We start from the raw sequence: 12,163 nt of genomic DNA on the forward strand, positions 1-12,163 counted from the left end.
CCTCGACGTAGCGCGGGCTGACAGGCCCGTGCCGCTTCCACGTGGCACGGGCTCGGGACTGGACCTTGCGGTCGCTGCAAGGCCGAGGATGGCAGCATGTTGTCGATCAGTGAGTTCAGTGAGATGTGTGACCTGCCGCCGCAGACACTTCGGTACTACCACGCCGAAGGCCTGCTCGTTCCGGCCGATGTCGACGAGTGGACCGGCTACCGCTCCTACACGTTCGGGCAGGTCGAACGGGCCATGCTGGTCGCCGTACTGCGCGGCACCGGTATGAGCGTGACGCTCGTCCGACGCGCTCTCGACCAACCTGACGAGGCACTGATCCTCCTGCGGCAGCACGTGACGGAGGTGCGTCGGCAGCGCCGAATCCAAGACGAGGCCATCAGGGACGCACGCGAGTTGCTCGCGTCGCCTCCCGAAGCGGTCCTGCGCCACGTGAACGAGATGACCGTGGCGTCGAAGCTGGTGCCGCGCCCGCCCGCCGGGCGCAACCGGTACGACTGGAATGCGGCCGACGCCGCGGTCGCTGCCGCTGCCGCTGTTCAGCACGTGGTGAGGACCGTGGAGGCGTACGGAGGCGTGGTAGCCGGGACGCCGTGGCGGGCCCTGGCCACCGAGACGCCGGAGCAGAAGAGCCGAGTCAACGCCGGCGAGGGACCGCATTGGCTGGTCAAAGTCCCCGTCACGGCGGATGAAGAGACGTTGGCGTCTCTGCCTGCCGACATCGAGGTGGAGACGTTCGGGTCCCGTGACGAGCTGTCGATCTTCATGCCGGGCAAGAGCTCGATGGCCAAGCACGCCACTGCGCTGTCGCGTCTCCTCGCGCACCCCTTTGACGGCGCTTACGCCGACACCTCCCGTATGCGCTGTCTGCTGCACCCCAACGGGGTCGAAACTGCCGTGGCCTTGTGTGAGTTCCGTGAGCCGAGCGCCGTCGAGTGACCTCAGAACCGCCGTCGCCGGTCCATGCGTGTCGGTCCGCGACTACGAAGCCCGCTCACACCGCTCTGGGGGTACCCATGTGGCAGCGGCGTTGATCTGCGAAAACGTGAGCGTGCCCGTGACCTTCCGGGCGAACCCTCAATCAGTGAAGAGGAACAATGACTGCCAAAACGCGCCGCACGATGAGCATCGCAGCCCCGTTCGTTGTGGCCCTGGCGGCCATGACCGCGCCGGCGCATGCTGCTACTGAGCCCCGTCACCGGGCGTCGCATTGCCGCGGCCGCGCCCTCCCCCCCCGACTCTTCACCAGGCAGGCGCGCAGCCTCTGCCACCGCGTTTCGTCCTGATGTTCTGATCCTTCGGCCGCATTTGAGGGCGGGCGCCGGCGGCGGGTCGGTGCGAGGACCCGCCGCGTGAAGCCGCCGCGGTAACCGTCGTCATCGATGTAGCAGGTGGGGCCCCATCGCCGTTGCCCCGATCCGCTCCGGCGCAGTGCCCGATGGTGAATCGGCCGGTGTCGGTCCCTGCCCTCAGGCCCTCAGCGTTCAGGCCACCGAATTCACTCGGCAGCAAGCCGGGGTAGTTCCTATGCGTCGCCGGCGATCGTAGGGGTACGAGGTCGCTTACCTGGCCCTGGACGGCACGCATGTGCCGGGCCGCCCGGAGCGGATGTGATGCGAACCCGCTCGGCCGTCGTCGCGCCCCACGCGCAGACAGCCGGCCCGACCCACCCGACCGGGCCGTACACCCTGCAGGGGCCGGGGCCGTGCGCGTTCCAGCCGTGGCGCTCCCGGCAGGTAGCAGGCTGGTGTTGTGATGAGGGTGAATACTGGTGTGGTGGGTGTTTCACGCATCAAGCCTCATCTGCGGTGTCTGGACGGCAGCGGGTCCGATCTCGGCCATGCGGTGGCCGAGCGGTCGATCGAGCGCGCCGCGGGCAGATCGGACGTCGCCCTGTCCGTGGGCCCTCCGGTGCATGTGCTGGTGGTGCACACGGGGCGGTCGGCGAATCTGCGCTGGTCAGCGGACGGGACACCGCGCCAGGAGCGGTTTCATGCCGGGGAGGCGCTGGTCAATCCCGCCGGATGGGCGTCGCGGCCTCGCTGGCAGGACGACGTGGAGCTGCTGCTTCTGGGGATTGATCCGGCATGGCTGGAGCAGCTGACGGCCGAGAGCGGCGCCGCCGGCCAGGTAGAGCTGGTTCCGCGGTTCCACTTCACCGATCCGCTGCTGAAGATGCTGTTGGAGCGTCTGGTGTCGGAGTACTCCGGCCCCGGCCCTGCGGACTCCCTGTACGCGCAGTCACTGGTCCAGGCGGCCGCCGCGGTGATACTGCGGGTGGCCGCCGAAGGCCGGACGCTGCCTGGCCGAGAGGGCGGGCTGCCGCCGCGCCGGTTGGCCGAAGTCATGGACTACATCCACGCGAACCTCTCGCAGCGGGTCACGCTGGCGGAACTGGCCACCGTGGCCCAGGTCAGCGAATCCCACTTCACCCGAGTCTTCAAAGCATCGACCGGCGAATCCCCGCACCAGTACGTGATGCAGCAGCGTCTGGAGTACGCACGAGGGGAGCTCACCCGTACCAGCAGACCGATTGCGGAGATCGCGACGGAGGCAGGATTCGCGGACCAGAGCCATCTGACACGGATGATGCGACGCTATGTCGGTGCAACTCCACGGCTGCTGCGGGACGGTAGCGGCGGACGCTGACGGCCGGCGGGAAGTCGTGAGCGGTTTGTTCCACCTCTGATCGGATCGTTCAAGATCCACATGCGCCTCTGCGGTGAGTCTGGTGAGTATGGCTTGGCCCGCGGTGTTCGCCGGGGTCATGCCGTCCCACCCGAGCACATCGCAGGAGGCAGTCATGGTCACCACCCCGGACAAGACACTCAACGGCAAGGTCGCCTTCGTCGGCGGCGCGTCCCGTAACCTCGGCGGGCTGATCAGCACCAGCCTCGGAGCGCAGGGCGCCCGGGTCGCGGTGCACTACAACAGCGACTCCTCCCGGGCCAAGGCCGAGGCCGTCGTGGAGGAGATCAACGCCGGCGAGGGCGAGGCGTTCGCGATCCAGGGCGACCTGACCCAGGTCTCCGAGGTGGAGCGGGTCTTCGACGACGTCGTGAACCGGTTCGGGAAGCTCGACTACAGCATCAACACCGCCGGCATGGTGCTGAAGAAGCCGCTCACCGAAATCACGGAGGAGGAGTACGACCGGATGTTCGCGGTCAACTCCAAGGCCGCGTTCTTCGTGATGCGCGAGGCCGCCCGCCGCATCGAGGACGGCGGGAAGATCATCACCATTGTCACCTCGCTGCTGGCCGCATACACCGGCCTGTACTCCACCTACGCGGGGAGCAAAGCCCCGGTCGAGCACTTCACCCGCGCCCTGTCGAAGGAGCTGTTCGGCCGCAACATCGCGGTCAACAACCTCGCCCCGGGACCGATGGACACCTCGTTCTTTTACCCCGCCGAGGACGACGACTCCATCGCCTACCACAAGTCGTCCGCGATGAACGGTGACCTCACCAAGATCGAGGACATCGTACCCTGGGTGACGCATCTGCTCACCGACGGCTGGTGGGCCAACGGCCAGACCATCTTCCTCAACGGTGGCTACACCACCCGATGAACCAGCACTGCCCGGTGGGCGGCGCCCCGCCGCCCACCGGGCCGGGCCGCGGAGAGCGTCCACTCGAACCACCCTGGGGCGTCGAGCCCCGTGGGCAACTGCCGCGCGCGGGGATGCCGAGTCCGGACGCTCAGACGAGGCGCCTACGGCCCCGGAGGATGATGCATGCCGCGATGGCGGCGGTCAGGGGGCAGGAGGATCGAGGCACCGAGCCACTGCATGGCGGAGAACTGGGACATCGGGATGTGGTCCGTGGACCACCCAATGACGCCCTCCTTCGTCAGGCAAGCCTCGGTTGCCTTCTCCGTCGCCTCACTGCAGCTGCCCCAGCCAAGAGGTCGCCGGACGCTGTGAGGTAGGACGAGTCTGCAATGTAGGCGCTGTCGGGTACGCGCGGGCGGGCGCCATCGGCCCCATCGTGGCTGGTGGCCGTGAGAACGCTCCCCAGGGACAACCGGAAGCGTGCCCAGACCACTTGTACAGCGATGGCGAAGCCCAGGGTGACGACCATGGACAGCAATGTCCGGCGAAGCATCATGCCGATCGCCGCGCCACCGATGAGAGTGAACAGGGTGAGCGCCACGAGGACAGGTCCGCTGTTGTCGAAGCCCTCACCTTCGGACCAGTGCAGGGTGAACGTCGAGGCCTTCATGGGAGACCACCACCAGGTGAACGCCGATGAAGGCCGCGGTCATGACCGCTCCGGCGATCAGGAGCGTCCAGTGAGTGGCGCGGTGCTGGCGCCACACGCGCCAGGTCACTCCGCGCAGCCGAAGGGCATGGTCACGGCCGGTGTCGGTGCGGGTCGAGCCCGAAGAGGTGTTGTCGACGCTGGTCATCGTGTTTATGCCGCTACTCCCTGCGGGCCGACCACGACACCGTGCCGCTCTCCTGCATCCCGACACCCCGCTCACCGGCATCCGCCCCGAGCCCAAGGCATACGGTGCCGGGGGCGCCGCCGATCGCTTACCGGGGCAAGTGCAGGGCTGGAGTACAACCATGCGGGGCACCCGCTCGCTTCTATCCCGTCGGATGGCTCTGCGACGAACACCGGCCGTAGCCCTCAGCACGGACGACCCATGGGACTGCCCTACCTGCTCCCGATCGCTCCCACGACTTCCCACCATGCAACTGGCCCCTGCCGCCGCTGCCGTGGTCACCAAGATCCGGACCATTCCCGGACCAGCCCCCGCGCGAAAGGCTTACAAAGCACCGTTTTCCCTGGTCAGTCGGGGTAAAGCTGCTGTACCACCAGCAGACGAAGAATCTCCTCGTCTCCTACTCACCGAAGAAGCTCGGGTTCTTCTAGAGGCGTGAAAGAAGGCGCCTGCACGGGGCTTTTACCCGTCAGGCGCCTTCCGCTCCGCCCGCTCCGAGCATGGCCCGCTTTGCGCCGCAACTCCCATTGCCTCCCACCGCTATCCCGCTTCTGACCAGCTCTTCCGGACCAGTCACGGACCAAGACTCCGACTCGCCCCTCGGGCACCGCGCCCTGACTGACGCGGTCCCACTCCTGCATGGCCCCGCGCTGCTGGGCAACCGTCGCGAGCAGCCGGTCGGCTTGGGCCGGATTGGGGACGGCAGCCGGGTCCTGGCCACGGGAGTCGGGGACAGCGGCCGGGGCAGCGCCTTCCTCTCGGAGGAGGCCTGCGTCCTGCCATCCGAGCTGCTTACCGAGCCCCTGCCCCTACTGCGGAACGTCCATGTGGAGGCGGATGGTGGTGCCCTGGTCGGGGGTGGAGCGGATTTCGACCAGGTCGCAGAGCTGGTGCGCGAGCCACAGGCCGCGGCCGCCGATCTGGTTCGCGTCCGGACGGGTGCGGCCTGCCATCACGTCGGAGATGTAGCCGGCGTCACGGAACTCGGAAAGAAACGTGGAGTCCTGCACCCAGGTGCGCAGGGTTCCTCGTCCCCCGCCGTGGCGGATGCTGTTCGTGGCGATCTCTGTGACGGCCACGGCCAACTTCGGTAGCCGATCATCTGGGATGCCGGCGTCGGAAGCGCACTGGGAGACCTTCGAGCGGATTATCGCCAGGTCGCCGTGCGTGTAGCTCAGCTCCTGAAACGGATCGCAAGGGTCGGGCAGGGCCTCGAAAGGATATTCGTCCGCGGTGAGGTACTGCTCGTTGCGTACGTGCTGGTCGTCCCGGCGGATCAGCGGGTGGCAGCGGGAGAGAGACCGCAGGGCGTCCTGGTCTCCGTCGGCGGCGTCGTAGGGGCACAGCATCGACCAGGCCGGGCTTTGGGCGAAGGCCCGGTTCAACAGCCATTCGTGATAGCGCATCTCGGACAGATGAGCGGCGTTGCGTGCCTGACGCCAGGCGGTTTCTCCGATCCCTCGTACGGGCCTGTCTCCTTCGCCCCGCTCGCTCATCCAGGCCGTCCAGGCGGCGACGAGGCGGCCCGGATTAGGGCCGGCCGTCGTCGTGTCAACGAAGGTGACGGCCGGCTCGTCAGCCAGTTCATCCCGCAGCAGGGAGGCCCTGGCCGGTGGAACCGCGACGACCACCGCCTCCTCGGCTTCCAGTGCCTCGTGGATGAAGCCAAGCGTCCCGGTCAGGAACTGTGCTTCCCCGCGGTAGGGATAGAGCTCGTGACGGAACCCCGTCATGTCCGGTTCTGCAGGGTGCTCGTGCGTGGTCATGCGGCCATCACCACCGGCACGGCGTCAGTGGCGTAGCCTGCGAGCTCCCAGCACAGGCGGACTGTTGCACTCGCGCCTTCCACCACAATCGTGCGGCCCGGAACGTGGCGGGCCGCGTCGACAAGGGCATGCATTCCCGCGGCGTCGATCAACTCAAGGTTGTCGAAACGCAGTTTTACCACGGGTGCACGTTGCGTAGCTGCACGTACCGCAGCGTTGAACGTTGACGCACATTCCGAATCGATCACTCCGTCAACGCTCCAGCTATCGGCACCCGTGCTGAACATCCGGAAGGCCGGACGTTCCGCACGTCTGCCCACCTCGTGCGGGTGCACACATACCACGTGTTCCAGCGTAGTCGCCTGCCACTGCAATGGACGAAAGGCGCATACCACGATGGCGCCGCTCTCCGAAGCGAACTCGTCCAGCTTCAGCTCCCGGGACAGCAAGTCCTCTGCGCTGGCAGACTCCGCCGCCAGGATGCCTTCGGCAAGTACACGTACTGACCGGTAGCCCTCCCGTGCGGCGGTCCGGGCCTCGCGGCGAACCGCGTCCAGGACAAAGTCGGGCTCGGTAAGACGCGGAGAATCCAGGATCACCGAAGTGGAGGGCACGGCGACACGCGGAAAGCCGGAAGTGACGCCGCCAGAGCCGACAACCACGATCTTGTCCCCGTACAGGGCTCCGTCCGCTATATACGCCCGCGCGTTCGCAGGGAATCCGGCCGCCCCATCCATGAGCCAGCAGACGTGGTCACCGAGCTCGACCTCGTCCAATGTCGCCAACGCCCGCGCCGCTCTCACCTCGCCCCTTCCCAGCCATCCGGTCCCGTCCAGCGAGGCAACAGAATACTGCGCCCGGTCGAGCGCTCCTTGAGAGGGCAAGGTGTCCGTCTTGCCCTCTCAAGCCATACAGATCATGCCTGGACTCCACGACCCCGCGGTACGTCTGATCGTCCAGTGCGTGTAGCCGCTGGACGTCCAGCACCAGCTTCTCCTGCCCCCATCGAGTCGCCTGGCGTACGAACCCCACAGCAGGCAGCAGCCGGCTCGGGTCCGCGCTGGGACGAAGTGGAGGGCGCACTCGATCACGGCGAGTTCACCCTGCACCAGAACCTGTCTCACCCCAAAAGGAGCAATCCGCCCCGCTTCGCCTCCGGAGGACCGGCGCCGCCCGGGCCGTCGGGACAGCGAGGTGCTCCCCGACTTCCTGCACGAGGCGTTCCGCGGCATGAATGAGGAGGACGACTGGCGAGTGGTGTCCGTGGAGGAGGGGGACCTCGACTGGCGGCATCTGTCCCCTGCCCGGGGCTACACGCCGGGAATCCTTCCCCACGGTGGCCTCGTCGAGGGCTGAGGCATGGACGGCCGCCGCAGATTCACCGCCGCGGTGTGGAAGGCCGCCGAGGGCCTGTCGGGCGCTGTCCCGGTTCACGCCCTGTGTAGATCGGCTTGTCCCCGTCGGTCCGGCGATACGAGTTCCGCCCGGCAGCCCGACGTGGGATCTCCACCAGACCGATGCGGATGTCGACAGCTCCGAAGACGTCGATGGCAGTATCGACTTCATCATCACCGCGGCTCACCATGGTCTGCAGACGGAGAGTGGACCGCGTCGGAAGCGACCGCGGGCCGCCGTCAGCCGCTATCACTCAGGTATCACGAATTTGGCGAACCCTCCCGGGCCAGGAGGCCCTGATCTGCGGTTTCGTGCCCGCGCTGGAGTGGTTGGACGCCCATGGACGGTCTCTACAACCTGCGCCAAGCAGGACCGTCAACCCCGGGGAGGCGGATGCGGCCACTGCAACAGAGCCGCCGCGCCGAGGTCGGCATCAGTCAAGATCCGGACCAGTCCCGGCCGGCGGTCCCGGCAACGTCCCCACAGCTGCCATATCCGCGGGTCAGCGAGCTGCTTGCGCTGTACCACCAGCAGACGAAAAATCTCCTCGTCTCGTACTCGTCGAAGAAGCTCAGGTTTCTAGGGGCACAATGCGCACGAACTTCGGCGGGGCAGTCACCGGCCGGGTCGCGGTAGCCGTAAGGCGTTTGAGCGAGTACACCTCGTGCACCGCGCCGTCGTCCGTCCCCTCCTTGCTCGCGGTGAAGACGCCGTTCGGCAGATTGAGCATCCCCACATTACCGTGCCGCGTTCCGCACGCCGGTCAATCCCTTTACCGCGCCCGACTGCCTACACCGACCTGGAGCGCCGCCACGGTCTTTCGACGGCCCGATGGTGCCGGTCAGGGACAACCTCGGCACCCACCTGACGGCCGGGATCTCATCGCTGAATGGGACTGGCTCACCCTCTACCAACTCCCCCTCTGCGCACCCGGCCTTCTCACCGCATCCGCAACTATGACCGGATCGGGGCAAGATAACCGGGATTGCGCGAGCGGGAAGAAGCGGGAGGAAGCATATAACCGGCGCATGCAGCGCACGCCAGGACGGCTTGCGCCCCCCGGGGTCGCCATGCGCGCCCGTAGTGCGCCGGGAATACGCACCGAAGACGGCCGTCCTGCTGGATCAGCCGAGATGCCCAGGCCAACACCGCCGAAGACGATGGGATTTCTACGGCCGTGACGTAATTCTGCGCCTTCTCATCGGCATATGCCGCCTGCCGGAAGCCTGGTCCGTACCGGGCCGGGAAAAAGCAAGTTCAGGCCGTCACTTCAGGATGCGACTTTCACATGCCTCCCCCGTGGTGGGCGGATAGATCAATGGACCTATCAGTAGAATCATGCCCGGGCCAGCCAGGACCTCTGATTCAACACTGAGTTGGTGACCTCCGAAGCGAAATGGCGGATGACCGCCTTCCGGTAGGCAACAGTGGCCGTTAATTTTTCGATGGGCGTCGCGTTGCCCGCCAAGGCCCCTTGCCGCCGGATTTCCTGTGCACACCCCTCTCCATTCCAGTCCTTGCGTGTGTCCGCGACGGAATGTCGCCTGGCCGAACATGAAGGTGGTACCGCATGACCATCTCGGCAGACCGCACGACCTCTTCCGCCGCGCCGTCCGAAGCGGCGGCCCCGAGCCCCTACAGTTTCGGCTCCTACGCTGCAGGCCGGGAGGTCCAGGGCGAGAGCGCCTGGACCTACTCGGTCCGTGCCACCGCGTTGATCGATGATCCGCTGGGAGCCACCGCGTACAAGAGGTCGCTCGACCAGCAGAAGATGTCGGTCGAGGAGTGCCCGGAGGTAGTACTGGGCCGGTGTGCGCTGGCCCGGCCGGAGTTGATGGAAGCGGCGTTGCTGGCCGCGTCGGAGGCCGCCCCGCTCTGGGCCGCCGTGCCGTTCGGCAGTCGCCTGGAGTTCGCCGAGCGGTTCAGGGCAAGCATCCAGGAGCACGTCCCCCAGCTCATCGAACTGCTGGTGGGAGAGGGGCACCCGCTGCGGCTCGCCACCTCCGAGGTTTCCAACCTGCTGGCGTTCTTCGGACCCCAGACCACGCGATGGTGTGCCGGGCAGATGCTCACAGACGTGCGTGAGGACGGCCGACGCCTCACCCTACGCCGCCGACCCGACGGCGTCGTCTGCGTCCAGCCACCCCAGAACACTCCTCTGATCAGTGTCGGTGCGGCGCTTCAGTCACTGATCGCGGGCAACAGTGTGGTCGTCCGGCTGTCCCGGCAGGCGCCCCTGGCCGCGATGTACCTCGTGCAGCGCGTGGCCGCACCGGTCCTGGAGCAACTCGGCGCGCCACCGGGGACCCTTTCGGCGCTGTGCACGGAGCCGGGGGCGACCCTCGCAGCGTGGCTGGCCAGCCCGCTGGTCGACGACATCTTCTACTTCGGTGACAGCACTCGTGGGCTGCGCCTGCAACGTGACTGCCTGGAGCGCGGCAAGAAGCCGGTACTCGAACTGGCCGGCAACGACGTGGTGATCGTCTGGCGGGACGCTGACCTGGAGTACGCGACGGAGGCAGTTGCAGAATCGTTTTACGCGTCCGGACAGATCTGCTGCGCGCCTAACATCGTCGTCGCGCACCCCGCGATCGCCGACGCTCTGCTGGACCGGCTGTCGCAGGCTGTCCGTGCCCTGCGCCCGGGGTACCCCGACGACCCCGAGGTCGTCCTGGTGCCCACCCCCAGCGCAGCGGGGTACGACGCCGCGCTCGCCGACGCCCGGCAGCGGGGTGCCCGGATCATCATCGGGGGACGGCACCTGGATGTGCACGGCGAGGAGCGGGACACCGGCATCTTCCTTGAGCCGGCCGTGGTGCGCGTGGACGGCTTCGCCCGGGCCTGCCAGCTCCGCTCGGTGTGCCAGGAGACCTTCTTCCCGCTGCTGACGGTGGTGGTGCCCGCCCCCGAGGAGGACGAGCCGCTCCTGGACGAGGTCCTGGACTTCGCCGGCACCAACGCGTACGGGTTGCGCTGCTCCTTGTGGGCCGAGGACGACCGCGTCGTCACGGAGTTCCTCGGCCGCACCACCGGCTACGGCCAGCTGCGTGTCAACGACTCCCATCTGACGTCGGGGCCCTACCTGTCCAACCACGGGGGCACCGGACTCAGCGGTGGCCCGTTCGGCGAGGCCAACTATCCGATGCTGCGCACCAGCCACCTCCAGACGGTCTCGGTCGCCCGGGACGTCTCGCCCTCCGCGGCGCTCACCGAGAGCCTCGACCGGACGGACAAGCGCGCGCGCTTCGTCCTGCCGGCCCGGCCCGCCGTGCGGGGCGCCGGGACCCACCCCGCCGGGTGGCCCCCGGCGGACCTCCCGGGCGGCCTGCCCGCCCCCTTCACCCCGCGCTTCCAACAGGACCCGCACCCCACCCTCCGGTGGTTGCGCCAGAACCGGCCGGTGAGCCGGATCCTGACCCCGGACGGCGTCGGATGGCTGCTCACCCGGTACGACGACGTACGCCTGGCCCACCGGGACAAGCGGATCAGCTGTGACAGCAAACGCACTCCGGCCGGCATCCTGTGGGGCGGCGAGTGGCCCGAGGAGCTGCGTGAGCGTCTGTTCACCCACCTCCTGGACACCGACGACCCGCGCCACGGGGAACTGCGGCGGCTGATGGCACCGCTGTTCACCCCGCAACGCCAGAAGGAATGGCACACCCGGATCTCCGAGATCGTCAACGAACGCATCGACAGGATGGCTGCCCGCGGCCACGGGGACCTCATGGCCGAGGTCGCCTACCCGCTCGGGGCACACGTCCTGTTCTCCGTCCTCGGCGCACCCGTCCCCGACCTGCCCCTGCTGCGCTCCCTGACGTGGCGGCTGGTGGACTGGAACACCACCGTCCCCTACTTCCGCGCGCTGACCTACCAGGCCGACCAGATGATGGGGGACATCCTCGCCGACAAGCGCCGGCGGCCTGGCGACGATCTGCTGTCCCTGCTGGTCCGCGCCTGTGACGAGGAGCGCCTGATCACTGAGGACGAGCTACAGGGCATGTTCCTGCTCATGCTGGTGGCCGGGCAGGACCCCAGCATCAACAGCATCGGCAACAGCATGCACACCCTGCTGACCCACCCCGAGCAGATGGAGTTGTTGCGAGCCGAGCCCGAGCTGATCTCCAGCGCGACGGATGAGCTGCTGCGCTACAACAGCCCGCTGACCTTCACCAGTTGGCGCGGCACCCTGGAGCCCGTCGAGTTCAGCGGGGTCACCATCCCCGCCAATGAATCGCTGATCGTCTCTCTCGGCTCCGCCAACCGCGACGAAGCCCACTTCACCGACCCCGACGAACTGGACCTGCGCCGCAGCCCCAACCACCACTTGGCCTACGGCCACGGCGTGCACTACTGCCTCGGAGCGCAGATCGGCAGGCTGACGGCCGAGACCGCCATCAGCACCCTCCTGCGGCGCCTGCCCGAGCTGCGTCTCGCCGGCGACGTGCACTGGAGGCCCGGCCAGTTCGAACGCGGGATGGAGGCCCTCCCCGTCGCCTGGAACCCGGATGCCGTCCGCCCGGACTGATCCCGGGCACGGCACGACACAGGAG

10 protein-coding genes are annotated in these 12,163 nt (G+C 67.7%); 5 read left to right on the forward strand and 5 right to left on the reverse strand.

Translation table 11 applies throughout. The features are described from left to right. The first annotated feature begins 96 nt into the window (after window positions 1–96). From ACZ516_RS13110 to ACZ516_RS13120, 3 genes are all read left to right on the forward strand, one after another. Window positions 97–945, forward strand: coding sequence for a MerR family transcriptional regulator (locus ACZ516_RS13110; protein ID WP_469010070.1), 849 nt, complete (start codon window positions 97–99; stop codon window positions 943–945). A gap of 837 nt (window positions 946–1,782) precedes the next feature. Then, window positions 1,783–2,655 (forward strand): helix-turn-helix domain-containing protein, encoded by an 873-nt coding sequence (locus tag ACZ516_RS13115; protein WP_469010071.1) that lies wholly within the window; start codon window positions 1,783–1,785, stop codon window positions 2,653–2,655. 154 nt (window positions 2,656–2,809) lie between these two features. Next, a complete protein-coding gene (locus ACZ516_RS13120) occupies window positions 2,810–3,574 on the forward strand; it encodes an SDR family oxidoreductase (protein WP_469010073.1) in 765 nt (254 codons plus the stop codon). A gap of 280 nt (window positions 3,575–3,854) precedes the next feature. Here the strand turns inward: ACZ516_RS13120 and ACZ516_RS13125 are convergent, their stop codons facing one another. The 4 genes from ACZ516_RS13125 to ACZ516_RS13140 form a co-directional block, all read right to left on the reverse strand. After that, the gene (locus tag ACZ516_RS13125; protein ID WP_469010074.1) at window positions 3,855–4,226 is read right to left on the reverse strand and encodes a hypothetical protein; all 372 of its coding nucleotides are present in this window, start codon (window positions 4,224–4,226) and stop codon (window positions 3,855–3,857) included. Beyond that, window positions 4,186–4,413, reverse strand: a complete 228-nt coding sequence (locus ACZ516_RS13130) for a hypothetical protein (protein ID WP_469010076.1) — start codon at window positions 4,411–4,413, stop codon at window positions 4,186–4,188. The genes ACZ516_RS13125 and ACZ516_RS13130 overlap by 41 nt, the downstream gene beginning before the upstream one ends. An 848-nt stretch (window positions 4,414–5,261) precedes the next feature. After that, window positions 5,262–6,218, reverse strand: a complete 957-nt coding sequence (locus ACZ516_RS13135) for a sensor histidine kinase (RefSeq protein WP_361082009.1) — start codon at window positions 6,216–6,218, stop codon at window positions 5,262–5,264. Then, complete coding sequence (locus ACZ516_RS13140) at window positions 6,215–6,994, reverse strand: MEDS domain-containing protein (protein WP_361082007.1); 780 nt, start codon at window positions 6,992–6,994, stop codon at window positions 6,215–6,217. The genes ACZ516_RS13135 and ACZ516_RS13140 overlap by 4 nt, the downstream gene beginning before the upstream one ends. A 418-nt stretch (window positions 6,995–7,412) precedes the next feature. Here ACZ516_RS13140 and ACZ516_RS13145 point away from each other — a divergent pair, with 418 nt between their 5' ends. Further along, window positions 7,413–7,574 (forward strand): hypothetical protein, encoded by a 162-nt coding sequence (locus tag ACZ516_RS13145; RefSeq protein WP_469010078.1) that lies wholly within the window; start codon window positions 7,413–7,415, stop codon window positions 7,572–7,574. A 610-nt stretch (window positions 7,575–8,184) separates the two neighbouring features. Here the strand turns inward: ACZ516_RS13145 and ACZ516_RS13150 are convergent. Next, window positions 8,185–8,343 (reverse strand): hypothetical protein, encoded by a 159-nt coding sequence (locus tag ACZ516_RS13150; RefSeq protein WP_469010080.1) that lies wholly within the window; start codon window positions 8,341–8,343, stop codon window positions 8,185–8,187. An 840-nt stretch (window positions 8,344–9,183) separates the two neighbouring features. Between ACZ516_RS13150 and ACZ516_RS13155 the strand changes: the two genes are divergently transcribed. After that, window positions 9,184–12,138, forward strand: coding sequence for an aldehyde dehydrogenase family protein (locus tag ACZ516_RS13155; RefSeq protein WP_469010082.1), 2,955 nt, complete (start codon window positions 9,184–9,186; stop codon window positions 12,136–12,138). Window positions 12,139–12,163 lie beyond the last annotated feature (25 nt).

The organism is Streptomyces sp. NPDC034037 (assembly GCF_055575715.1).

Bases quoted from the DNA above. Each gene is read 5' to 3' on its own strand.
- ACZ516_RS13125 (WP_469010074.1), bottom strand. From the start codon at position 4,226: ATGAAGGCCTCGACGTTCACCCTGCACTGGTCCGAAGGTGAGGGCTTC.
- ACZ516_RS13150 (WP_469010080.1), bottom strand. From the start codon at position 8,343: ATGCTCAATCTGCCGAACGGCGTCTTCACCGCGAGCAAGGAGGGGACG.
- ACZ516_RS13120 (WP_469010073.1), top strand. From the start codon at position 2,810: ATGGTCACCACCCCGGACAAGACACTCAACGGCAAGGTCGCCTTCGTC.
- ACZ516_RS13110 (WP_469010070.1), top strand. From the start codon at position 97: ATGTTGTCGATCAGTGAGTTCAGTGAGATGTGTGACCTGCCGCCGCAG.
- ACZ516_RS13130 (WP_469010076.1), bottom strand. From the start codon at position 4,413: ATGACCAGCGTCGACAACACCTCTTCGGGCTCGACCCGCACCGACACC.
- ACZ516_RS13155 (WP_469010082.1), top strand. From the start codon at position 9,184: ATGACCATCTCGGCAGACCGCACGACCTCTTCCGCCGCGCCGTCCGAA.
- ACZ516_RS13135 (WP_361082009.1), bottom strand. From the start codon at position 6,218: ATGACCACGCACGAGCACCCTGCAGAACCGGACATGACGGGGTTCCGT.